The organism is Aquabacterium sp. A7-Y (assembly GCF_026153205.1).
Lineage (GTDB): Bacteria > Pseudomonadota > Gammaproteobacteria > Burkholderiales > Burkholderiaceae_C > Caldimonas.
Genome location: NZ_JAPFBW010000041.1, coordinates 1 through 21,765, shown reverse-complemented (window position 1 = coordinate 21,765; position 21,765 = coordinate 1). Strand labels below are relative to the sequence as shown.

Genomic DNA, 21,765 nt, shown 5'->3' with positions numbered 1-21,765 from the left:
TTCAGCGCGAAGTTGCGGTGCCTGCCGCCGGGTGTTGCTGCAGCGCCGCGATGCGCGCCTCGATCGGCGGATGGCTGGCGAACAGGCCAAGCCAAGCTGGCATGTCGGTGATGCCGAAGGTGCGCAGCGATTGCGGGAGCGACCCTGCCGGCAGGCCACCGAGCCGCGCCAGCGCGGCCATCATCGGCACCGACGTGCCGAGCAGGCGTGCGGAACCGGCGTCCGCCCGGAACTCGCGCTGGCGCGAGAACCAGGCCACGATGATCGACGCCAGCAGGCCAAACGCAATCTCGCAGGCGAACACGGTGGCGTAGTAGCCCGGCCCGGTGCCCCTGTGCTGCTGGTCGCTGCCGCGACCGACCAGCGTGCTGTCGACCACGTAGCCGACGATCCGCGCCAGGAACACCACGAAGGTGTTGACCACGCCCTGGATCAGGGCCAGCGTCACCATGTCGCCGTTGGCGACGTGCGCGACTTCGTGGCCCAGCACGGCTTCGGCCTCCTCGCGGCTCATCGACTGCAGCAGCCCGGTGGAGATGGCCACCAGCGAGGCGTCGCGGAAGGCGCCGGTGGCGAAGGCATTGGGCGCGCCTTCGTAGATGGCGACCTGGGGCTCGCCAATGTGGGCATCCTGCGCCAGCCGCCGCACGGCGGCCAGCAGCCACGCCTCGTCCGAGTTGCTCGGGGTCTCGATCACGTGGGCGCCGGTCGACCATTTCGCCAGCGGCCGCGAGATCAGCAGCGACACCATCGACCCGGCGAAGCCGACGACCACCGAGAACACCATGAGCGTGCCCATGTCGAGCCCGTTGGCGCTCAGGAAACGGTCGATTCCGAGCCAGCGCAGCGACACCGAGATCACCAGCAGGACCGCGAGGTTGGTGGCGAGGAAGAGAAGGATTCGTTTCACCATGCGGCTCCACGCGACGGCTCACGCCAGGGTGCCGTCGTCGCTGGCCGTGCGGGTCTTGTTTCCAGCCGCCAGCGCCGGCAGGACTTCGGCGCCGATCTCTTCCAGCACCTCGGCGGCGGGCCGAGCGCCGTACTTCAGGTTCAGGATCACGTGGTTGACGCCGACCCCGCGCAAGCCCTCCAGGAAGCTCAGTAGGAAAAGCCGGCCGGACTTGAAGCCGAGATGGATCGACGTCGGCGGCAACTGCGGGTCGGCATCGAGGTCGACATAGAGCGACTGGGCGAACGGCTTGAAGCGTCCCGGTGCTGCCTCCTCTACCTGGGCACGCCAGCGCGCCACCGTCTCGGCCTGGCGCTCTATCGAGCGCGGGTAGGTGATCCAGCCGTCCGAATGCGCGGCGATCCATGGCAGCGGCTGCCCGCTGTTGCCGGTGACGAGCAGGGGCAGCCGCCCCATCGGCTTGGGCACCAGGTCGGCCTGGCCGGTGAGTACGCCGCGCGAGGTCTTCAGCACCGGGAACTCGGTCCCGAGCACGCGCCGGATCGCCTCGAAGTCTTCCCGGAACAGGTTGGCGCGGCGTTCGATGTCGACGCCGAAGGCCGGGAACTCCACCGGACGGTCGCCCGAGGCCACGCCCAGCACCAGCCGCCCGCGCGACAGCTGGTCCACGGACGCTGCGGCCTTGGCCACGTGCAGCGGGTGGCGCAGCGGCAGCACGATGGAGCCGGTCGCCAGCGCGATGTCGCGTGTGATGGCGCCGATCCAGCCGAGGTACACCCAGGGATCGTACACCTGGCCGACGTCGCCGAAGCTCGGGTCCCGCAGCGGCACGTCACGGCACCACAGCGCCGCGAAGCCCAGCTCCTGCGCCCGCACCGCCAGCCGTTCCTGGTCGCGCAGGGTCGGCTGGTCATGCGGAAAAGCTTCGATGGGAAAGAACACTCCCAGTGTCAGGCGGTCGGCCGCGAACATGCGGCGGAAACCGGGGGCCCCTTCCACGCGGGCAGTGGGATCGACCTTGAACATGCAGTCTCCCGTAGCGCCTTGGAGCGCACCAGGAACAGCGTAACGGCGCCGGCGCCCGCGAATCTTGCGGATTGCTGTGGAACCTGGTCAACTCCGGCGGCAGGCGGAGCGTGCAAGCGCGGTGAAGGAATGGTGGAGCTGCCACGACAACATTCCGATGACCGTACGGGCGATGAAGGCCGGCGCGATCGAATTCTTGTCCAAGCCCTTCCGAACTGGCCGGACTGCGCCAGCGCATCGGCTCGCTCTCGATGCGCGAGCGCGAGATGATGCTGCTGATCTTGAAGGGCCTTCTCAACAAGCAGGTGGCGGCCGCACTCGGCATCACAGAAGCGACGGTCTAGGTGCACCGCCGGCACGTGACAGGCAATCGGACTGCTGCGGTAGCGTTGCACCAGCGTCTGCATCTGCAGTGCTTCATGCGGGCGCTGGCAGTTGTAGACCATTCGCCACGCGTTCAGCGCGCGCTGTTCGCAGGCAAGGTCCATGAAAGTGCGAGAGTTCACCACCTCGGCTTGCAGCGACCGGTGAGTTTGGGGCTGATGCCGTAGCGCCGGCACAGCTCTCGCACATTGGCACCTTCCTGACGGGCCAATTCCACCAACTCTCGGCGCAATGGCACGGTGTTCTTCTCCTGCCAGGGCATCGGCTCCTCCGGGCAATGACTTCCGGAAAGCTTTACCTATGTCCTCGCACAGCCGCTACCGATGTCTCCGGTCCGTACAGCCTTGGAAAGAGGTGCGCAAGTCTTTGCAAGACCCATTCGCGGCGAGACCCTAGTCTCTAATCAGAGCCGGCAGCGATCGCCCGGCGCAGCAGCGGCTTTCCTCCCAAGGGCGTTTTCCTGATGCGAGAAAGAAGCAGCAATGACCGCTGCCATTACCACCCGGAGCGATGGCGAAGTCGAGGCCGACGTGATCGCCGAATCGAAGTGAGAGCCGCGGGTGCAGGCCCCCGAGATCCGCGAGGAATTGTTCCACCCGGCCGTTGCCGCTAGCGGCCGCTGATCGCCCCCCCAACGCAGAAGGAGAGTACATGATGTCCACGAAGTTCCTGCTTGGCGCCGCCCTTGCCTGCGCGGTCGCTGGGTTGTACCCGGTGAACGGCGCCCACGCGCAGGCCGGCAAGGCGGCACCGGGCACATCCGCTGCATCCGCGCCTGCTGTCCGCGTGCCGGTGGCCGGCCAGGCCGTGCTGGGCGTGACGGTTGCGGAAGAGCGGCTGGTTGCCACCGGGTTTCGCGCCTCCAAGCTCCTGAAGCAGGATGTCTACAACGACAAGGGCGAGAAGATCGGCAAGATCGACGACCTCGTCGTCGCGCCGGACGGCACGCTGTCGATCGCGGTAATCAATGTCGGTGGCTTTCTCGGTATCGCCGACCACCGCGTCGCGGTGCCGGTGCGCCAGTTCCAGCATATCGCGCCCAAGGCGGTCCTGCCGAATGCCAGCAAGGATCAGCTGAAGACCCTGCCGAAGTTCGAGTACACCTGAGCCGGGGGAGATTGCGATGGCCAAGTGCGACGTGTGCGGACGGCCCGCCACCACGCAGCTGACCGTCCGCGATGGCAGCCAGACGCGCCGGATCACCTTGTGCGACCAGCACCACGCGGAGGCGGTCAGCGAAGGCGCGTGGCGAGCACCAGCCGGCTGAGGGCGAGACGCCGCAGATCGGCGTGTCATCGGCCGACAAGGAGCAGCTGGCCGTTCCGGCGTCACGCTGCTGCGGTTCACCGACCTCTGTGCGCGCATCGGCATCCAGCGCGTGAGGGAGCTGACCGGCGGGCGCGGATCAAAGTGACCCTGACGCCCAACGGTTGAGACCGACGATCATGCTCCATCCTTCCCGCCACCCCATCCGGCTGCGTATCAACGGCACGCCGCACGACCTCGAAGTCGAGAGCTGGACCCCGCTGCTGGACCTGCTGCGCGACCACCTCGACCTCACCGGCACCAAGAAAGGCTGCGACCACGGCCAGTGCGGCGCCTGCACCGTGCTCGTCGACGGCGTGCGCGTGCTCTCCTGCCTGACCCTCGCGGTCATGCGCGACGGCAGCGAGGTCACCACGGTGGAGGGGCTCGCGCAAGGCGACCGGCTGCACCCGCTGCAGCAGGCCTTCATCGAGCACGACGCTTTCCAGTGCGGCTACTGCACTCCGGGCCAACTGTGCTCCGCGGTCGGATTGGCGAACGAGGGACAGGCGAAGTCGCTGGACGACGTGCGCGAGCTGATGTCGGGCAACCTGTGCCGCTGCGGCGCCTATGCGCAGATCGCGCAGGCGGTGGCGCAGGTGGTGCTCGGACCCGAGCCCCCCAAGAGCGAGGTGGTGCAGAGGGCCTGGATTGCGGGGACGACGGTGAATGCGAGGGCGAAGCTGGGACCGGCATGAACCCGTTCACCTTTGTCACCGCGAGCGACGTTCCCGCGGCGCTCTCGCAGGCCGGCGAGGGTGCGTTTTTTATCGCCGGCGGCACCAACCTCATCGACCTGATGAAGGAAGGCGTGCTGCGGCCGGCGCGGCTGGTCGACATCAATGGGCTCGGGCTCGATGCGATCGAGCGCACGCCCGACGGCGGCCTGCGGCTGGGCGCGCTGGCCCGCAACGCGGCCACGGCCTACCACCCGCTGGTGCGCGAGCACTACCCGCTGCTCGCCACCGCCATCCTGTCCGGCGCCTCGGCGCAGATCCGCAACATGGCCAGCAACGGCGGCAACCTGCTGCAACGCACCCGCTGCTATTACTTCTACGACACCGGCACGCCCTGCAACAAACGCGAACCGGGTTCCGGCTGTTCGGCGATCGGGGGGCTGGCGCGGCAGCATGCCATCCTGGGTGCCAGCGAGCATTGCATCGCCACCCATCCGTCGGACATGTCCGTGGCGCTGGCCGCGCTGGAAGCTAGGGTGCAAGTCGCTTCCCCGCGCGGCGAACACGCCATCCCCTTCGCCGAATTCCACCGCTTGCCCGGCGACCGGCCGGATAGGGACACGACGCTGGCACAGGACGAGTTGATCGTCGCGCTCACGCTGCCCCCGATGGACGGGTTCCGCGCCCACAGCGTCTACCTCAAGCTGCGCGAGCGCCTGTCCTATGCCTTCGCGCTGGTCTCCGTGGCGGCGGCACTGGACCTGGACGGCAACACGATCCGCGCCGCGCGCCTGGCCCTGGGCAGCGTGGCCCACAAGCCCTGGCGCGATCCGGCGGCCGAAGCACACCTGGTCGGCCAGCCGGCGACCGATGAAACGTTCGGCCGCGCCGCCGACGCCCTGCTGCAGGGTGCCGTGCCGCAGGGCGCCGGCGTGGGCAGCAACGCGTTCAAGATCCCGCTGGCCCGGCGGGCCATCGTCCGCGCGCTGGGGCTGGCCACGGCCGGCACGGTCACCGATCTCGGGGAGGACGTGCCATGAGCCGCCGGGCCGCCGCAAGGCCAATCCCGCAGTCCGCAGGACGGAGGGTCGTCTAGTGAGCGACGACCTCGAGGACTTGCAGCCGGTCGCCCCCGTGGGCGCCGGCTACGTCGCCAAAGGCCACGCCGTCCCGCGCATCGACGGGCGCGCGAAGGTGACCGGACAGGCGCGCTATGCCGCCGAGATTGCGGTCGACGGTCTCGTGCATGGCGTGGTGGTCAATGCCGCCATCGCCCGCGGACGCGTGCTGGCCGTGCACGATGACGAAGCGCGGGCCGTGCCCGGTGTGCTGGACGTGCTGTGGCACGGCCATCGGCCCGAGGCGCCGCAGCTCGCGCACTACTTCGAGACGGGCGAGGACTTCTCCACCGTGCCCGTCAAGCCGCTGGTGAGCGACCAGGTGCACCATGCCGGCCAGCCCGTGGCGCTGGTGCTGGCGGAGCGCTGGGAGGCGGCGCGCTGCGCGGCCGGGTTGGTGCGGATCGATTACCAGGTTGAGGCGCACGCGACCGACTTGCTGCGGCACCGCGCCGAGGGCCACGCGCCGAAGGAACTCGACGAAGACACGGCGCCGCCCAAGCCGCGCGGTAATGCCGATGCGGCTTTCGCCGTGGCGCCTGTCAAGATCGACGCGGAGTTCCACCAGGCCGCGGAGCACCACAACCCGATGGAGCTGCACGCCAGCACGGTGATCATCGAGAGCGGTGGCAGGCTCACCATCCACGACAAGAACCAGGGCGGGCACGGCACCCGCAAGCGGCTCGCGAAGGTGTTCGGCCTGCGCGAGAGCCAGCTCACCCTGCTGAACACCTTCGTCGGTGGCGCCTTCGGCTCCGGGCTGCGGCCGCAGTACAACCTGCTGCTGGCGATGCTGGGCGCGCTGCACCTGCGGCGCCCGGTGCGCGTCGTGCTGACGCGCCGGCAAATGTTCACCTTCGGGCACCGGCCCGAGATCTGGCAGCGCGTGCGACTGGCCGCCGAGCGCGACGGCACGCTCAAGGCGCTGATCCACGAGGCGGTGGGCGAAACCTCGCGCGTGCACGACTTCGCCGAGATGGTCACCAAATGGTCGGGCACGCTGTACCGCTGCGAGAACCTGCGCGGCGACTACCGGGTGGTGCCGCTGGACCTGCCCACGCCGCTGGACATGCGAGCACCGGGGGCGGCCAGCGGCCTGTTCCCGCTGGAGGTCGGCATGGACGAACTGGCGCAAGCGCTGGGGATGGACCCGCTGGCGCTGCGCCTGCACAACTACGCCGAGCGCGCGCCCTCCGGCGACAAGCCGTATTCCAGCAAGAAGCTGCGCGAGTGCTACGCGCTGGCGGCCGAGCGCTTCGGCTGGCCGCGGCGTGACCCGAAGCCCCGCAGCATGCGCGACGGCCACGAGCTCGTCGGCTGGGGCATGGCCAGCGGGCAGTGGATCGCCGAGCAGGAGGAGGCGCGGGCGCGGGTGGTGTTGTACGCCGACGGCCACGTCGAGGCGGAAACGGCGGCCAGCGACATTGGCACCGGCACCTGTACCGTGCTGGCGCAGGTCGCCGCGTCCGCGCTCGGCGTGCCCCTGGAGGACGTGCGCGTGCAAATCGCCGACACGCGCCTGCCCGAGGCGCCGACCGAGGGCGGATCTTCGCACGTGGCCAGCGTCGGCTCGGCGGTGGACGGTGCGTGCGAGAAGCTGCGCAAGAAGGTCTGGAAACTTGCGCGGGCGATGGCGAAGTCACCGCTGGCGGGCAGCAAGTTCGCGGAGGTGGAGTTCGTCGACGGCAAGGTCCGGCTGCACGGGTTGCCGGGCGATGCACTGCTTCTGACTGAAGTGCTGACGGCTTCCGGCGTCGGCCAGCTGGAGGCGAACTTCCACCTGCAGCCGGACGAGGACGAGCAGGGCCGCTACGAGCGGGCCGTGCATTCGGCCGTGTTCTGCGAGGTGCGGGTGGACGAGGCGATGGGCACCGTGCGTGTCACGCGGGTGGTGAGCGCGGTGGCGGCCGGCCGCATCATCAACGAGCTCACGGCGCGCAGCCAGGTGCTGGGCGGCATCGTCTGGGGCATCGGGCAGGCGCTGCACGAAGGGACGTTGATCGATCACGCGCTGGGCCGCTTCATGACCGTGGACCTGGCCAACTACCACGTGCCGGTGAATGCGGACATCCACGCTCTGGACGTCAGCTTCGTGCCGGAAGACGACCGCATCGTCAGCCGCCTGGGTGCCAAGGGCGTGGGCGAGATCGGCGGGCTGGGGGTCGCCGCCGCGATCTCCAATGCGATCTGGCACGCCACCGGGCGCAGGATCCGGGCGCTGCCGATGACGCCGGAGAAGGTGATGGCGCCGCAGTAGCGTGGAAGGCTCGCAGCTTGGGACGGGGATGTGTGTCGCTTCAGCTCGGCTGCAGCGTGCCAGCCTTCTAACGCGGACGCGCGTGCGAGCCGTGGCTGCGATGGCCGCTGGCCGCGTAGAACGCGAGCCCGGCGCCGATCATTGCCACGGTCCGCAGCGAAGGCCGGGGCAACCACTTCATCGCGTCCAGCACCAGCTGCGGCGGTGCATCGCGCTGCGGGGACGAGACGGCCCCGGAAGCCGCGGGCTCCGCGGTCGGCGCTTGTCCGGCGAAAAAGGGCAACAGGGCGCCCACGAACGGCACCATGTCCTGCGGCCCGCGACTGGTGAGCCAGTTTCTGTCCCGCACCACGGTCTCGTCCACCCACGTCGCACCGGCGTTGACCATGTCATCGCGCACGCCCGGCCACGACGTCATGCGGCGACCGGCGGTCAGCCCGGCCGAGGCCAGCAACCAGGGGCCGTGGCATAGCGTCGCGATCGGTTTGCCGGAGGCGTCGAACTGGCGCACGAACTCACGAGCCTCGGCCGATTGGCGCAGGAGGTCGGGACTGATGAAGCCGCCGGGGATCAGCAGCGCGTCGTAGTCGTCCACCGAAACTTCGGAAAGCAAGCGGTCCACCGTGACACGGCTTGCCGGCTCGTGCAGGTTCACCCCGCGGATGCGCCCGCGGCGCAGGGAGACGATGTCGACGTCTGCGCCTGCTGCACGCAGGGCCGTGACGGGGACCGTCAGTTCGACCTTCTCGAAACCGTCCGCGGCCAGTACCGCGACCCGTGTTCCATTCAACCGTTGCACGACTTCCATGGTGGGCTCCGTTCAGAGTTGGTCGCGGCTCGCACGCCGCGGTCGGTGAGGAGGTCGCGCCAGCGGCGGCGGTGCGATCGCGACCAGACGATCCAGGCCGCGGCGCCCAGGCCCACGACCGCCGCCTTCTTCGTCCGTCCAGCACGGGTGCTCGATCTCGGTCACCGGCTTGTCGATCACGCGGATGCGGTAGGGACCGCGGTAGGTCATGGCGAGCATGAGGCGACTCCTTTGTCGGGGCTTCATGCGCGGCAAGAGCGGTGCCCGCGTTCATTCCGGCGCTGGCGAGCGGCTGCCCGACGCAGCCGGCAGCAGGCGTGCGAGCCATCGACGTTCCTGCACATCAGCAAGGTCTTGGCCACTGCACGCATGCCGCACGCGCACAATGATTCCCCCCCCCCGGTCCACAAGGAGTCGCCATGAGCGCCACGCTCTTTTATGAAGATGCGATCGATCTGCTGGATGCGGACCACAAGCTGGTCCAGAAGCTGTTCCTTGACTTCCAAGGCCTGTGCGACAACGGCGGTCCTTCGGAGACCAAAGGACAATTGGTCGTGAAGATCTGCCAGGATTTGACGGTCCACACGCAGATCGAGGAGGAAATCTTCTACCCGCGCGTGCGTGCCGCCATTGACGACGACGCGCTGATGGACGAGGCACTGAAAGAGCACGCCGAGGCGAAAGAGGTGATCGCGCGGATTCAGGGCATGGCGCCCACCGAGGACGGCTACGACACCGCGGTCATGCACCTGTTCACCACCGTGATCGACCACGTGATGGATGAGCGCGAGAAGGTGTTCCTGAAGGCGCGCTACTCGGTCGCCGATCTGCGCGGCATGGTGCCCGAGCTTCACGAACGCAAGAAGAAATTGCAAAAGGAAGTGCAAACCAAGGCGCCGACACCCTCGTCGGCCGGAAAGAAGAAGGTGGCGTCATGAAGGCACTTGTCTACAACGGGCCGCGAGATGTCGAGGTCAAGGACATGCCCGACGCACGGGTCGAGCGTCCCACCGATGCGCTTGTTCGCATCACACGCACCAACATCTGCGGTTCGGATCTGCACATGTATGAAGGTCGGACCGACATGAGGCCGGGCCGCATCCTCGGCCACGAGAACGTGGGCGAGGTCATCGAGGTCGGGCCGGCGGTGGACCGCGTGAAGGTCAGCGACATGGTGTCCGTGCCTTTCAACATCGGCTGCGGCTTCTGCGAGAACTGCGAGCGCGGGCTGAGCAACTACTGCCTGACCACCAACCCCGGGCTCGCAGGCGCCGCCTACGGCTTCGCCGACATGGGGCCCTACCACGGCGGTCAGGCGCAGTTGCTGCGCGTGCCCTATGCCGACTACAACTGCTTGATCCTTCCGAGGGACGCCCAGGAGAAGCAGAACGACTACGTGATGCTGTCAGACATCTTTCCGACCGGCTACCACGCCACCGAGATGGCGCAACTGCGCCCCGGTCAGTCCGTCGTGATCTACGGCGCCGGCCCCGTCGGGCTGATGGCCGCGCTGGCAGCCACCGTCAAGGGCGCGAGCCTGGTGATGGTGGTCGACACCCACAAGGACCGGCTGGCGCTGGCGGAGAAGATAGGCGCCGTGGCCATCGATGACACCGAAGGCGGCGGCATCGAGCGGGTGATGGAGCTGACCGGCGGGCGCGGCGCCGACTGTGGCTGCGAGTGCGTGGGCTACCAATGCTGCAACCTGCACCAGCAGGAAGAGCCGAACCTCACCATGAACAACCTGGTCCATGCGGTCAAGTTCACCGGCCACATCGGAACGGTGGGCGTCTTCGTGCCGCAGGATCCGAACGCACAGGACAAGCTGCAGCGACGCGGGCAGATGGCATTCGACTTCGGCATGTTCTGGTTCAAGGGCCAGAAGATGGGGACCGGCCAGTGCCCGGTGAAGGCCTACAACCGCTTCCTCAGCCGCCTGATCGAACAGGACAAGGTCAAGCCTTCGTGGATCGTCTCGCACGAGTTGCCGCTGGAGAAGGCGCCCGAGGCGTACAAGAACTTCGACGCGCGCAAGGACGGCTGGACCAAGGTGACCTTGAAGCCGAACGGTTGATCCGAGCGGCCGCTGGCTGACGCCCAGAGTCAGGGACCGCTCCTGGCCGCCTCCTGCCGCAGTGCGCCGGCGACGCTTGTACGAGCAGGCCCCCGTTCCCTGCGTAAGACCATCTTTTCCCCAAACGGTTGCAGGGGAGGCATTGCGGATCTGCAGTTGCCGTCGGCGGTTTCTATTGCCCGTCGAGTACGCACTCCGCGCACGCATGCGGCCTCTGGTGCCTATGCCGCTGCCTTCTGCTTGACGCGCTGCGAGATGCGCACCTCCTTCACCGTCGGAGGTCGTGCATCTCGCGCAGCACCACCGCCGGGCTGAACGCCACCGAGATCTGCGGCAGAAAACGCCTGCGCCGCAGGCTCCGCCAGCGACAGGGCGTGGTCCTCGGTCCTGGCCCTCGCGGTTCAAGGCCCTCTTCCACGCCGCCTCGTCAGTTCGCTGAGGCGAGCTTGCACCCGTGGGCCTCGGTATCCGGCGTCGGCTGATCCGGCGCGCAACTCGACCCGGTCACGTCGACCTTGCCGTCTGTCGGGCTGCGGCGTCTGCATGCAGGGGGAGCCGCACCGTGAACTCGCTGCCGTGGCCGCTGCCGCCGCTGCGCACCTCCACGGATCCGCCGTGCGCATCGACCAGCTCCTTCACCACGGACAGGCCGACCCCCAGCCCCTCCGTCGCGGGGTCCGCCGCTTCGCGGGTGAACAAGTCGAAGATCCGGGGCAGCAGCTCCGGCGGAACGCCGATGCCCGTGTCCTGCACCCGGATCACGGCACTGCGGCCCTCGACGGTGCACTTCAACCAGATGGTGCCGCCCGCGGGCGTGTACTTGTTGGCGTTGTCCAGCAGGTTGACGACCAGCTGCTGCAGGCGTGCGCCGTCCGCCTCGATGTCGACCGCGGCCGGGGGCAGGCACAGCCGCAGCTGCTGACGCTTCTCCTCGAACGCCGGCAGGACCGTCGCCGCCAGGAGCCGCAACTCGCCGGCCAGGTCGAACCTCTGGACTTGCAGCTGCAGCTGGTTCGCGCCCGCCCGGGTGATCTGGAACAGGTCGCCGACCATGCGACCGAGCAGCTCCAACTGGCGGCGCACCATCGCCAGCGGAAACTCCAGCCGTGAAGGTTGCGCGGCGCGCCGGATCAGCTCGGTCGCGTTGCTGATCGGCGCCAGCGCGTTGCGCAGCTCATGGACCAGCCGGGCGAAAAACTCGCTTCTGCAGCGGGCGGCACCGGTCAGCGCCTCAACGCGGTGCTCGAGCGTCTCGATGGTCGCCCGCAGATCAGTGCGGTCGCGCATCACCTTGAGATAGGCAAGCACCTCCCCGGATGGACCGCAAATCGCCTCGATCGTGCCGGCGAACCAGACGCGGGTGCCGTCCTTGCGGACGTGCCAGCGATCGTCCTGCGAGCTGCTGCCCGCCTGCGCCACGCTCCGCTCTAGCGACGGCAGACCGAGGGCGCGGTCTTCGTCGGTGAAGATGAGCGACACCGGCTGGCCGATGACCTCTTCCGCAGAGTAGCCGAGCACGTGCTCAGAGGCTCCGAGCCACGCGATGATGGTCCCCTGCGGATCGAGCATCACCGCCGCGTAATTGGTCGACTGCTTGAGCCAGCTCAGTACAAATGCGTCGCTTGGATCCGCTGGCGTCCGGCCTGCCATGCGCGGGTCGCTGTGGTCACTCATCCGGTACTCCCTCGCTTCGGTGGTAGACAGGTTCTGACTCCCGAGGTGCGAGCATCCTGGCGATCGTGCGCTGCAGCAAACCCATGTCGATCGGCTTTTCCAAGTAGGCGTCGGCGCCCGCTTCGCTGGCTGACTTCCGGTCGTCCGGCATATGACGGGCGGACGCGATCACGATCGGCATCCGGGGCAGCCGTCCGTCCTGGTGCAAGTTCCTCAACCGCCGGGTCGCATCAATGCCCGACATGACCGGCATGTCGACATCCATCAGCACGAGTGCCGGGGAAGCGTTGAGGCAGCACTCCACCGCGTGCCACCCGTCATTCGCCATCTCCACCTCGAAACCCAGGACCTCGATCATCTCGCGCAGGATGATCTGGTTCACCAGGTTGTCCTCGGCCACCAGCACTTTGGGTCTCGGGGCCAGCGCGAGCGATGCGCGGCCGGTGAGAATCAGCGGGCGGTGTGCCCAGGCCAGAGCACGGACAGTGATGCGGTGCATGCGACGCGGACTGATCGGTACATCTTCATAGGCCGGGGGGTCGTCGTTGGCTGGCGGCGGCATCCCCCCGCCGAACTGCCGCGGACGGCCCAGGACCGCGGGCGTCCCGGGCGGCAGCCGCCCGATCAGCCGCATGAACGCCTGCTCCGTCACATGGTAGTGCGTCGCGCCGAAGACCAGTCCAGGTAGCTCACCGGCGTCCGCTGTGGAACTGCGCTCCCAATGCGCCAGCGCGGCCTCCACGCCGCGCAGCAGCCGTGTCCGCCATCCCAGCCGCTCCAGGCGCCGCATCAGCGCCCCGTACAGCACGGGCGGCTCACCGACCAGCCATGCCTCCAGGCCATGCTCCGCGGCCGCGGTGAGGTCTTCGTTCAGCTGGTCATACGAAAGCAACAGTTGCGCACGCAGCACCTGCCCCTCGCCCGGCAGGCGGCCCACCAGGAGCGAGCCGCCCAAGGACTCGCAGAGCGCCGCCGCGGCTCGCTCTTCCTCGCCCGCCAAGTCCTCTGCCGCACCCACAATGTCGCCGGGCTCGAGCGGTGCGGGTGACGTTGCAGCCGCCAGTGCCTCCACGACCGGCACACTCGCCTGCTCGCCGGTCTGCGCGATCTGCAGGCAGAGCGTCGCTCGGTGGGCGAGGTGGGGGACGACATCTACCGAAAAGAAAACGCAGCCACGCGTGAGAGGCCGCAACGCCATGGAGAGCAGGTGGGTTGCGAGGCGGTGAACGCTGCCGGCGACATGGGGCACCGAAAACGACGGACCGCGAAAGTCAAAGAAGAACTCGATGCCGCGCCGGGCCGCATCGGCGTTCGCCACTTGTCCGCAGGCTGTCAACAGCTCGCTCAGATCGCGCGCGGAAGGCGCAAGAGAGGTGTGCACGTCCTGGGTGTCCTTCAACTCAGGCCCTTGTTCCTTTGCGATCGACAAGAAAAGGATAGGGGCCGCACACGACGCAGTCGTCGGCCATCGCGCAGTGGGCTGTAGGAGGTGTCCGACCGCCGCACGATCAGCTGCCCGTGCGGCGCGGAAGCACTGAGCGGAGAGGCCACGGCGGCGGGTCATGTCGACGCCCCTCCCTGCCGCTTTTTCCTCTGTTGGACGCTCTTTGCCGCACGGGAGTCTTCTGCCGACAACGGCTTGCGCGAAGGCTACCGAGAGCGGCTTTCCCCTTGCGTGTCGCGCCCATCTTGTTCCGACTATAGGCCATGTACACCACGCGCGCCCGGGAGCGTCACCTCGCGGAATGCGACCGCCATCAGTGCGCGCTCGCGAGGCGCAACCGCAGGTGCGCCACTTGCTGCCTCTGTCATACGCGACGCAGGACTTCAGTTCAACAATGCAGCAAGATCGTGGTAACGGTTCCGAGTCCCGGGAGGCGCGCGCCCTGGTCCTGGTGGTGGAACGCGACCCGCATGTGCGGCGACTCGAGCGCTTTCTTCTCGAGGAGGCCGGCTATATGGTCCAGTTCTCCGACGACGGCCTGTGCGCGTTTGACTACGCGCGCAGCACCAGGCCGGCGCTCGTCATCACGGAAGTGCTCGTGCCCAAATGCGACGGTCTTGCGCTTTGCAGGCAGCTGAAGGGCGACGAGGCCACGCGCGACATCAAGGTGATCATCGTCAGCATCCTCGCGTGCGCGGACCGCGCCCGCGAGGCGGGCGCCGACGCGTATGTGCGCAAGCCGCTGAACGGCACCCTGCTCATCGACTCGGTTCGCCATCTGATCGGACACTCGGAGGGAAACGCACATGCGGCGCATCAGCACAGGTAACCGAGACGCTGACCTCATCCTGAACGGCGGCTTCCCGGTGAACTCGATCAACGTGATCATGGGCCAGCCGGGCAGCGGCAAGACGATCTTCGTCGAGCAGCTCGCGTTCGCGAACCTCTGCAAGGAGCGCCCTGTCCTCTATCTCACCACGATCTCCGAGCCCCTCCCCAAGGTCCTCACCTACCTGCAGGAGTTCAGCTTCGCGAAGGAGGAGGCGGTTGGCAGCGAGATCATCTACGAGTCGATCGCCGACGCCGTCACCGAGGGCCCGCAGCACCTTCCCGAGCGCGTGTTCGAGCTACTGCAGACGTATCGGCCGGCCATCATCGTGTTCGATTCCTTCAAGGCCATCGGTGATCTCATGCCCGACCTCGTCACCTGGCGCAAGGTACTGTACGAGCTCGCCGGAAGCCTTTCGGCGTACGACACCACCACCTTCTGGATCGGCGAGTACATCGCGGACATGGTGCCGCGGCTGCCCGAGTTCGCGGTGGCGGACAGCATCGTCGAGCTCACGCGCGAACAGCACGGCAAGCGCGAGGCACGCTACTTCCGCGTCGCGAAGCTACGCGGCAGCGGATTCCTTGGCGGCTCGCACGCGTTCGAGATCAGCGCCTCGGGGTTGTGCGTCTACCCGCGGCTCATCACCCCACGGCGCACTGGCAGCTATGCGACGACCGAGGAACGCCTGCAGACGGGCGTCAAGGGGCTCGACGCCATGGTCGAGACCGGGTGGCTGCGCAGCACGTCGACGCTCGTGATCGGCCCGCCCGGGTCCGGGAAGACGATCGTCGGGCTGCATTTCCTTCGCGAGGGCGTTCAGCTCGGTGAAACCGCCCTGCTGGCGAGCTTCCAGGAAAATCCTTCGCAGCTGCGCCGCATCGTCAGGAACCTGGGATGGGACCCGGACCAGCTCCTGGTCACCGGCGGCCTCGAACACCTCTATACCTCCCCCGTCGAACTGCAGATCGACTCGATCATCGGTCGCTTGTTCCGGCGCGTTGAAGAGGTGGGCGCCAAGCGGGTGGTGATCGATTCGCTCGATGACCTCCTCAGCGCCGCACAGGACGAGCAGCGCTATCGCGACTACATCTATGCGCTCACCCAGCGCTTTTCGGAACTCGGCATCACCGCCATGCTGACCGTGGAGGCGAGCCGCAACAACCTCAGCCCGGCCGACGTGTCGCCGCTGGTGGACAACGTTCTGCAGCTCGAGATGCTCATGGGCGAGGCGCTGGAGCGCACCATCCGCGTCGTCAAGTCGCGTGGGAGCGCGCACGACGGACGTCGCTGCCAGCTGCGCATCACCTCCGAGGGCGCGGTCGTCGGCGAGCCGCGCTGATCATGACGCTTTCGCCGGAGCGCATGCGAGAGCTGCTCGCACTCAACCGGGAAATCGCCGGCGCGACCGACTACGCCGCACTGCCGCGCCTGATCGTGGAAAGAACGGCGGCATCCCTCGATGCGAACGTCTGCGTTCTCCTGCTCCGCGGGAAGCGCGGGGAGGCCGATGTCGCTGCCTCTGTCGGCCTCGATCCGGCGAGGGCAAGCGGGTTCGACTGTCCGCTCGACGAGCGCATCGGCTCGCGCCTGTGCGGGCTGATCGACTGCTCGGAAGAGCGCTTCGTCGCGACTCCGGTGATCGAGCGGGGCGAAATCCGCGGCGTGCTCGCCATCCACCGGCGCGACGCGCCGTGCGGCGAAACGGAGGAGTTCATGCTCTCCGCGCTCTCCGACCATGTCGCGATCGCGCTCGCGCACGCGCGTCAGCACCGCGAGCTCGAAGAAGCACTCGAGCGCCTGCAGGAAGACCATCGCCGCAAAGACGCGTTTCTCACGATGCTGTCACACGAGCTGCGCAATCCCCTTGCGCCGATCAGCAACAGCCTGCACTTGCTGCAGCGGGTCGAATTCGACAACGCCGGTGCGACCTACGCGCTCGGCGTGATCAGGCGCCAGATCGACCACATGATCCGGCTCGTGAACGACCTGCTCGACATCAGCCGGATCAACCGCGGCAGGGTCCAGCTTCAGATCGCTGACGTCGATCTGAACGAGTTGCTCTCGCACTCGGTGCAGGACTATCAGAGCACCTTCGAGAGGGCCGGCATCGGCCTCGACCTTCGGCTTCCGGCCGCGCCCGCGCGTGTGCGGGGTGATGCGGTGCGCATCGCGCAGATGTTCGGGAACCTCCTGAGCAATGCGGCCAAGTTCACGGGGCGCGGGGGCAGCGCAACGGTCACGCTCGACAGCGACCCGGCCGCCGGGATGGCGATCGTGTCGATCCGGGACACCGGCCTCGGTATGGACGCTCAACAACTCGACGCCGCCTTTGAGCCGTTCTGGCAGTCGGAACAGAGCCTTGCGCGTTCGCAGGGAGGCCTGGGACTCGGGCTCGCGCTGGTGAAAGGCTTGGCGGAGATGCAGGGCGGCAGCGTGAGCGGGTGGAGCCAAGGGCATGGCCAAGGCACGACCTTCACCGTGCGACTGCCGCTGACGCGGAGGAAAGTGCCTCGTCCTGTGGCCAGCGCACCGGGAACGGACCTCAGCCACCGCCGGATCCTGATCATCGAAGACAACGCCGACGCGGCAGAAACGCTCCGGCAGCTGATCGAACTCAACGGCAGGCACGACATCGAGGTAGAGCACGATGGAGAGTCCGGCGTCGCCAATGCGCTGTCCCACGCGCCCGATCTGGTTTTCTGCGACCTGGGCTTGCCGGGGATGGATGGATACGAAGTCGCCCGCACGCTCAGGCGCACGGGCGACTTCGAAGACTGCCTGCTGGTCGCGGTTTCGGGCTACGGCCTCTCCGAGGATGTCGAGCGCGCGATCGCGGCCGGCTTCGACCTTCATCTCACGAAACCCGTCCGCTTCGAGTTGATCGAGAAGGTGCTCCTGCGATCCGAACTCGGCACGAACAGACGAGCCGGGGCCGCTACTCCTTGAACGTGGACGCTACGGCCGATTGCCTGGCCCCCGCAACCGCCATGTCACTCAATGTCCAGTGGCGGACCGGTGATCATCTTTCGGTCGCGGTGCAGCCGGGCCACCCCCCGCTCCTCCACCAGCAGCCCCCCCGCCCCCGCCGCCGCACGTGGAAGCCCCCAGGAGCTTGAGAGGAAGGCTCGCCGCAGCACCCTTGTCCTGCACCAGAACACAAGGCCCAACCGCTCTCGGCTGGGCGTTTTGCTTTCTGGGTATCCCGCAACCGCGCGGGTTCTGGGCCATTCTGCGTAGGCCACCTTCGCAGAAGGCGTTTCAGATCAAGCACTTCCACGTGTGTCGAAGAGAGCGGTTGCGCATCGTCTTGCAGGAGCAGAGACACCGGGAGAACCCGCAAGCCAGCTGTTGGGCGACGCCTGTGGGGGGTTCGACGGTCGTACTCCGACCCACTGCTGACCTCTGCGAGTCGGCGAAGCAGACGGGCATCGAAGCAAGCCCGACCGTGTCATCTGTCCGGTCTGTCTTGATCCAGGCAACTCCGGCGCAGCGGGAACTGCATCTCAACCACCGCTTCGTGCATGCGCTGTGGATCGGGCGGCTGCAGGAAAACCTCTCGACTGGGCCCATCGAACACGTCGCCGTTCGCCGCAATGAAGCGCCCGATCTTCGCCGTGACCAGATGGGCGTCCTCCGGCAGGCCAATGCGCACGCACACAGCCATGCGCTCGACCGCGACCAACTCGCTCAGTTTCAGCATCGAGCCCTCACCAGGGACGCGCAGGTCCAAGCCATCCACCGTGTAGCCAAATTCGACATCGATCTCGTCGCTCTCGAATTGCGACGAATGCGCCACGGCGACCAACTGGCAACCGTGGTTCTTGGGCAGCAGCGCTCGCGACTGTTCTCGCAGCACTCCGATCAAGGCTCGCCCTTCCGCAAGCGAAGCCACGGTACGGCGCAATGACAGTAGCTGACGCGCCGGCTCTGCGCGCTCGATCACGTCGTCGACCGACATGGCGCCTTCTGACTCGATCTGTGCAATGCGAGTCTCGATGTTGCGCAATCGCTGCTCCTCCAGTGCAACGGCCCGCTCGGCATCGTTGCGCCTGAGCTGCAGCATGCGCCGCAGTTCCGCCGCATCGAGTGCCGGCGAGCGGAGGATGTCACCCACCTGCTCGAGGCTGAAGCCCAGCTCCTTCAGCACCGTGATGCGGTTGAGCTGCGCCAGTTGATCGATGGTGTAGTAGCGATAGCCCGTCTGCCGATCGCTGTGGGCCGGGGCGAGCAAGCCAATCTCGTCGTAGAAGCGCAGCAGCCGTGCCGAAACCCGTGCGACGCGCGAGAAGTCACCGATTCGGAACATGCCGCTGCCTCCTGTTCGTGGTTCGTGAGTCTAGGCGAGGACAGGTTTCAGGAAATCGCCCCTCAGTCCCATCTGCTGCACCGCCGGTTGCTCGGCCCGCAGCGCCTCGATGAACGCCGGGTGACGGATCGTTCGATCCAACAATCCGGCGAGCTTGGCGAACCGAGAGCGATCGAGCATGAAGCCGAGGTACTGCAGTGTCACCAGGTTAGACGCCACCGCAATGTCGGCCACCGACAGAACAGGCCCGGCGAGGTGAGCGCCACCACAAACGGAGTCGAGGTAGCCGAACACCTCCGGCATGGCGCGGGTCACTACCTCGTCGACCCGATGCGGGTTGGTGGGCTGCTGCAGGATGTTCGGATTCACGACGGTCTCGTGAAACAGAGGATGCACGATCTGGCGGAACAGCGTGCCGCCAGCGTACTGCTCGAGCCACAGAGCGCTTGCATGGTCGCGTGGGGCGCTCGGGTACACGGATGGCTGCGGGTGCATGCGCTCAAGATAGACACAGATCGCAGATGAGTCCGCAAGTGTGAAGTCTCCGTCCTGCATCACAGGGATCAGCCCGGTGGGGCTCAGCTCGCGCCAGTTCGGCGGCAAGCTCCCGGGGATCACGGGGGCCACCGGCACCAGCTCGTAGGGCAGTGCTTTCAGCCTGGACACCACAATCACCTTGCGCGCGTGTACAGAAATTGGTACGCCGTAGATCTTCAGCATTCAGCTCTCCTCAGAAGGAACAGTTGGGAGCTGGTACTTTCGAGTTTGACGTTGCGTCAAAGTCAAGCCCATGCGGCAAGCCCGCCAGCGGCGGGTTCGCGGCATGTGTTCAGAACGACCGCTCCTGGCCGCGTCCTCCCGCTGGTCCGTACTGCCGAGAACCGCTGACAAGACCAGGCAGTGTGGGGCCCAGAAGTACCCGCGCCGCCAGAACTTCTCGGTCCAGGCCTGGCGGGTGAAGTGCCACAGCTGGCGCAGCGATTCCTTCCGTGCCCACGCGCGTGGCGTCTTGAGCTCGGCGTTCTTCAGGACGTCAAAGCGCTTGCGTGATTTCTCAGGCACGTTCTCGGCGCTGTACAGCCACAGGTACTTGCTCGTGCGCCGCGTGGCACCGCCCCTCGGCCAGCAGCTCCTTGTGCTCGCGCTTGCGCACCATGTTTAGAGAAGAGAGAGGAAAAGAGAGTCCAACCGGGCCAAAAACGGCGGAGAAGGGCGAAGGCGTGGCCTACGCAGAATGGCCCAGAACCCGCGCCGTTGCGGGAAATCGCGCCCGTCGACGACACGCCCGTTCCATTTGCCGACGGCGTCCGAAGCCACGCACTGGACCTTGGCAAAGCGAGGCAGCTCCGCGGCAAGAGCGAGGAGTGGGTGGCCGCGGTGGGTTGACGTTAACCCCTGGCCCTGCGCCCTTCTCGTGGGGCTTTCCCATGACAGCTTTCGGCACCCGCCGCTGGCCGACGCCCAGACTCGAGCGCGGACTCTCATGGACCGGCGCCGAGATCTCCGCGCGTGCTGCTCCAGAAGCGGCGTCTCTCCTGCCGCCGCAGCCGCCTCCGCCCTGCTGACACGAGGCTCTGTTGTACGAGCGCGGGGACTGAAGGGCATTTCGGAGGAAACCCGGTGATCTGCGCGTCGTCACCGTCCAGTCCTGCAAATGGGGCAATAGAGCAGATCTGCAAATATTACCTGTTCATCTCTTAGCCGTTCGGCGCAGAGCGGAAAGCGGGTGACCACGGACCGCTCCGTGCCGCTCGCGCCGCCCACCCGTCGCTTGGCTCGTCAAGGCCGGTCGGCGGTTTCACCGCCGCGTGTGCGTACCTCGACGCGGTCGGCATCGCCGGAACGGCCATTGCTTGGATGGTTGGGGCGCATACCAAGGCTCAAACGCAGTACTGGAGCGGCAGCATGGACGACAAATACAGGAGCTCGGCCAGCGAGGCTTTCGCCCCAGACCACGAGCACCGCAGCTTGCATACACTGGAAGAGGTGCCGAGTGCGGTCATCGTTGTTTCGCCCGACGGCCTGGTCAGCTGCTGGAACCGAGCCGCCGAAGAGCTGTTTGGCTTTGCCCGGGATGAAGCGATCGGGCGCACACTGCGCGAACTGGTGATTCCGGAAGGCGCAACTGACGGCGAGGTCGGGCCGCAGCGTCTGTCGGGGCCAGCTACGCCGCGCAGCTACGAGGCCATGCGACGCCGCAAGGACGGCGCGTTGATCTACGTGAATGCCTGCGTGCGTGAACTGCACGGCCCCGGCGGCGCACTGCGCGGTTGGGTCTACGGAAAAACCGACGTCACACATCTGAAGGTTCGGCGCGATTCCCAGCTGCTCGAGGCACGCTACCGTGATCTGCTCGAGTCGACGCCGGACGCCATCGTCATGGTCAACGACATCGGTCGCATCGTGCTGGTGAACAGCCAGGCGGAAGCGGTGTTTGGGTATTCGCGCGACGAACTCGTAGGGCAGCCGCTGGAAGTGCTGCTGCCGCTACGCTACCGGGAAGCGCACGTGGGCCACCGTGCGGGGTACGTGAGCCGCTCGCGCACCCGTCCCATGGCTGTCGGACTGGAACTCTACGGCATGCGCAAGAACGGCGAGGAGTTTCCCGTCGAGATCAGCCTGAGCCCGCTACAGACGGATGTTGGCCGGGTCAGCATGGGCGCGATCCGCGACATCACCGCCCGGCGCAAGGCCGAGCAGAAGTTCCGTGGGCTGCTGGAGTCGGCGCCGGACGCGATGGTGATCGTGAACACCGCCGGCGTCATTGTGCTGGTCAACTCACAGACCGAGCGCTTGTTCGGCTACCAACGCGAAGAACTGCTTGGCCAGCCGATCGAGATCCTGATCCCGGAGCGCTTCCGCGCGACACACCCCGAGCACCGAACCCGGTTCTTCAAGGAGCCCAAGGTACGCCCCATGGGCGCCGGGCTGGAGCTGCAGGGGCGCC

The 21,765-nt window shown here is 67.1% G+C and carries 20 protein-coding genes and 3 pseudogenes; 12 read left to right on the top strand and 11 right to left on the bottom strand.

Features of this window, described 5'->3' with window-relative positions:
* Position 1: 1 nt before the first annotated feature.
* Positions 2-910, bottom strand: coding sequence for a protease HtpX (gene htpX, locus OOT46_RS26785; protein WP_265406689.1), 909 nt, complete (start codon positions 908-910; stop codon positions 2-4).
* Between the two features lie 21 nt (positions 911-931).
* Positions 932-1,939 carry an LLM class oxidoreductase gene (locus tag OOT46_RS26780; protein WP_265406688.1) on the bottom strand — a complete coding sequence of 336 codons (1,008 nt, stop codon included), beginning with the start codon at positions 1,937-1,939 and terminating at the stop codon, positions 932-934.
* A gap of 251 nt (positions 1,940-2,190) precedes the next feature.
* Here OOT46_RS26780 and OOT46_RS26775 point away from each other — a divergent pair, with 251 nt between their 5' ends.
* On the top strand, positions 2,191-2,283 hold the full coding sequence (locus OOT46_RS26775; RefSeq protein WP_265406717.1) for a LuxR C-terminal-related transcriptional regulator: 93 nt from the start codon (positions 2,191-2,193) through the stop codon (positions 2,281-2,283).
* Between the two features lie 66 nt (positions 2,284-2,349).
* Here the strand turns inward: OOT46_RS26775 and OOT46_RS26770 are convergent.
* Both OOT46_RS26770 and OOT46_RS26765 read right to left on the bottom strand, forming a co-directional pair.
* Positions 2,350-2,499, bottom strand: a pseudogene (locus OOT46_RS26770) (integrase core domain-containing protein); the annotation flags it as partial.
* Positions 2,472-2,585 (bottom strand): annotated as a pseudogene (locus OOT46_RS26765) (IS481 family transposase); the annotation flags it as partial. The pseudogenes OOT46_RS26765 and OOT46_RS26770, both read right to left, overlap by 28 nt.
* A gap of 392 nt (positions 2,586-2,977) precedes the next feature.
* Here OOT46_RS26765 and OOT46_RS26760 point away from each other — a divergent pair.
* The 5 genes from OOT46_RS26760 (at position 2,978) to OOT46_RS26740 (ending at position 7,680) form a co-directional block, all read left to right on the top strand.
* Positions 2,978-3,430, top strand: a complete 453-nt coding sequence (locus OOT46_RS26760; protein WP_265406687.1) for a PRC-barrel domain-containing protein — start codon at positions 2,978-2,980, stop codon at positions 3,428-3,430.
* A 16-nt stretch (positions 3,431-3,446) separates the two neighbouring features.
* Entirely contained in the window at positions 3,447-3,590 is a 144-nt protein-coding gene (locus OOT46_RS26755) for a hypothetical protein (protein ID WP_265406686.1), read from the top strand.
* A gap of 178 nt (positions 3,591-3,768) precedes the next feature.
* Positions 3,769-4,326 carry a (2Fe-2S)-binding protein gene (locus tag OOT46_RS26750; protein WP_265406685.1) on the top strand — a complete coding sequence of 186 codons (558 nt, stop codon included), beginning with the start codon at positions 3,769-3,771 and terminating at the stop codon, positions 4,324-4,326.
* On the top strand, positions 4,323-5,345 hold the full coding sequence (locus OOT46_RS26745) for an FAD binding domain-containing protein (protein ID WP_265406684.1): 1,023 nt from the start codon (positions 4,323-4,325) through the stop codon (positions 5,343-5,345). The genes OOT46_RS26750 and OOT46_RS26745 overlap by 4 nt, the downstream gene beginning before the upstream one ends.
* Positions 5,346-5,400: 55 nt before the next feature.
* Positions 5,401-7,680: a xanthine dehydrogenase family protein molybdopterin-binding subunit gene (locus OOT46_RS26740; RefSeq protein WP_265406683.1), complete on the top strand. Its 2,280-nt coding sequence runs from the start codon at positions 5,401-5,403 to the stop codon at positions 7,678-7,680.
* Positions 7,681-7,747: 67 nt separating this feature from the next.
* On the opposite strand, the gene OOT46_RS26735 is transcribed toward OOT46_RS26740, so the two are convergent.
* A complete protein-coding gene (locus OOT46_RS26735; protein ID WP_265406682.1) occupies positions 7,748-8,488 on the bottom strand; it encodes a type 1 glutamine amidotransferase domain-containing protein in 741 nt (246 codons plus the stop codon).
* A gap of 12 nt (positions 8,489-8,500) precedes the next feature.
* Positions 8,501-8,707, bottom strand: coding sequence for a hypothetical protein (locus tag OOT46_RS26730; RefSeq protein WP_265406681.1), 207 nt, complete (start codon positions 8,705-8,707; stop codon positions 8,501-8,503).
* 200 nt (positions 8,708-8,907) lie between these two features.
* On the opposite strand from OOT46_RS26730, the gene OOT46_RS26725 reads away from it, so the two are divergent.
* Both OOT46_RS26725 and OOT46_RS26720 read left to right on the top strand, forming a co-directional pair.
* Positions 8,908-9,426, top strand: coding sequence for a hemerythrin domain-containing protein (locus OOT46_RS26725; RefSeq protein WP_265406680.1), 519 nt, complete (start codon positions 8,908-8,910; stop codon positions 9,424-9,426).
* Positions 9,423-10,562, top strand: coding sequence for a glutathione-independent formaldehyde dehydrogenase (locus tag OOT46_RS26720; protein WP_265406679.1), 1,140 nt, complete (start codon positions 9,423-9,425; stop codon positions 10,560-10,562). Before OOT46_RS26725 ends, OOT46_RS26720 begins: the two co-directional genes overlap by 4 nt.
* A 504-nt stretch (positions 10,563-11,066) precedes the next feature.
* Here the strand turns inward: OOT46_RS26720 and OOT46_RS26715 are convergent.
* Positions 11,067-12,236, bottom strand: a complete 1,170-nt coding sequence (locus tag OOT46_RS26715; protein WP_265406678.1) for a PAS domain-containing sensor histidine kinase — start codon at positions 12,234-12,236, stop codon at positions 11,067-11,069.
* Complete coding sequence (locus tag OOT46_RS26710; protein WP_265406677.1) at positions 12,229-13,635, bottom strand: response regulator; 1,407 nt, start codon at positions 13,633-13,635, stop codon at positions 12,229-12,231. Before OOT46_RS26710 ends, OOT46_RS26715 begins: the two co-directional genes overlap by 8 nt.
* Before the next feature lie 439 nt (positions 13,636-14,074).
* Here OOT46_RS26710 and OOT46_RS26705 point away from each other — a divergent pair, with 439 nt between their 5' ends.
* The 3 genes from OOT46_RS26705 to OOT46_RS26695 are packed head-to-tail and all read left to right on the top strand — an operon-like array spanning position 14,075 to position 17,458.
* On the top strand, positions 14,075-14,509 hold the full coding sequence (locus tag OOT46_RS26705) for a response regulator (RefSeq protein ID WP_265406676.1): 435 nt from the start codon (positions 14,075-14,077) through the stop codon (positions 14,507-14,509).
* Positions 14,487-15,851, top strand: coding sequence for an ATPase domain-containing protein (locus OOT46_RS26700; RefSeq protein ID WP_265406675.1), 1,365 nt, complete (start codon positions 14,487-14,489; stop codon positions 15,849-15,851). Before OOT46_RS26705 ends, OOT46_RS26700 begins: the two co-directional genes overlap by 23 nt.
* Before the next feature lie 2 nt (positions 15,852-15,853).
* On the top strand, positions 15,854-17,458 hold the full coding sequence (locus OOT46_RS26695) for an ATP-binding protein (protein WP_265406674.1): 1,605 nt from the start codon (positions 15,854-15,856) through the stop codon (positions 17,456-17,458).
* Between the two features lie 502 nt (positions 17,459-17,960).
* Here the strand turns inward: OOT46_RS26695 and OOT46_RS26690 are convergent.
* From OOT46_RS26690 to OOT46_RS31060, 3 genes and pseudogenes are all read right to left on the bottom strand, one after another.
* A complete protein-coding gene (locus tag OOT46_RS26690) occupies positions 17,961-18,818 on the bottom strand; it encodes a MerR family transcriptional regulator (protein WP_265406673.1) in 858 nt (285 codons plus the stop codon).
* 30 nt (positions 18,819-18,848) lie between these two features.
* A complete protein-coding gene (locus OOT46_RS26685) occupies positions 18,849-19,538 on the bottom strand; it encodes a glutathione S-transferase family protein (RefSeq protein ID WP_265406672.1) in 690 nt (229 codons plus the stop codon).
* A pseudogene (locus tag OOT46_RS31060) lies at positions 19,539-19,913 on the bottom strand (transposase); the annotation flags it as partial. It abuts the gene before it with no gap.
* A gap of 810 nt (positions 19,914-20,723) precedes the next feature.
* Here OOT46_RS31060 and OOT46_RS26680 point away from each other — a divergent pair.
* Positions 20,724-21,765, top strand: a 1,042-nt coding sequence (locus OOT46_RS26680; protein ID WP_265406671.1) for a PAS domain S-box protein, incomplete at its 3' end; no start/stop codon positions are given.

What these genes read in the sequence shown, in the direction of transcription:
- OOT46_RS26745 (WP_265406684.1), top strand. Translation starts at nt 4,323, where the DNA reads ATGAACCCGTTCACCTTTGTCACCGCGAGCGACGTTCCCGCGGCGCTC.
- OOT46_RS26775 (WP_265406717.1), top strand. Translation starts at nt 2,191, where the DNA reads ATGCGCGAGCGCGAGATGATGCTGCTGATCTTGAAGGGCCTTCTCAAC.
- OOT46_RS26725 (WP_265406680.1), top strand. Translation starts at nt 8,908, where the DNA reads ATGAGCGCCACGCTCTTTTATGAAGATGCGATCGATCTGCTGGATGCG.
- OOT46_RS26715 (WP_265406678.1), bottom strand. Translation starts at nt 12,236, where the DNA reads ATGAGTGACCACAGCGACCCGCGCATGGCAGGCCGGACGCCAGCGGAT.
- OOT46_RS26755 (WP_265406686.1), top strand. Translation starts at nt 3,447, where the DNA reads ATGGCCAAGTGCGACGTGTGCGGACGGCCCGCCACCACGCAGCTGACC.
- OOT46_RS26700 (WP_265406675.1), top strand. Translation starts at nt 14,487, where the DNA reads ATGCGGCGCATCAGCACAGGTAACCGAGACGCTGACCTCATCCTGAAC.
- OOT46_RS26780 (WP_265406688.1), bottom strand. Translation starts at nt 1,939, where the DNA reads ATGTTCAAGGTCGATCCCACTGCCCGCGTGGAAGGGGCCCCCGGTTTC.
- OOT46_RS26760 (WP_265406687.1), top strand. Translation starts at nt 2,978, where the DNA reads ATGTCCACGAAGTTCCTGCTTGGCGCCGCCCTTGCCTGCGCGGTCGCT.
- OOT46_RS26690 (WP_265406673.1), bottom strand. Translation starts at nt 18,818, where the DNA reads ATGTTCCGAATCGGTGACTTCTCGCGCGTCGCACGGGTTTCGGCACGG.
- OOT46_RS26720 (WP_265406679.1), top strand. Translation starts at nt 9,423, where the DNA reads ATGAAGGCACTTGTCTACAACGGGCCGCGAGATGTCGAGGTCAAGGAC.
- OOT46_RS26730 (WP_265406681.1), bottom strand. Translation starts at nt 8,707, where the DNA reads ATGCTCGCCATGACCTACCGCGGTCCCTACCGCATCCGCGTGATCGAC.
- OOT46_RS26705 (WP_265406676.1), top strand. Translation starts at nt 14,075, where the DNA reads ATGCAGCAAGATCGTGGTAACGGTTCCGAGTCCCGGGAGGCGCGCGCC.
- OOT46_RS26685 (WP_265406672.1), bottom strand. Translation starts at nt 19,538, where the DNA reads ATGCTGAAGATCTACGGCGTACCAATTTCTGTACACGCGCGCAAGGTG.
- OOT46_RS26695 (WP_265406674.1), top strand. Translation starts at nt 15,854, where the DNA reads ATGACGCTTTCGCCGGAGCGCATGCGAGAGCTGCTCGCACTCAACCGG.
- OOT46_RS26735 (WP_265406682.1), bottom strand. Translation starts at nt 8,488, where the DNA reads ATGGAAGTCGTGCAACGGTTGAATGGAACACGGGTCGCGGTACTGGCC.
- OOT46_RS26750 (WP_265406685.1), top strand. Translation starts at nt 3,769, where the DNA reads ATGCTCCATCCTTCCCGCCACCCCATCCGGCTGCGTATCAACGGCACG.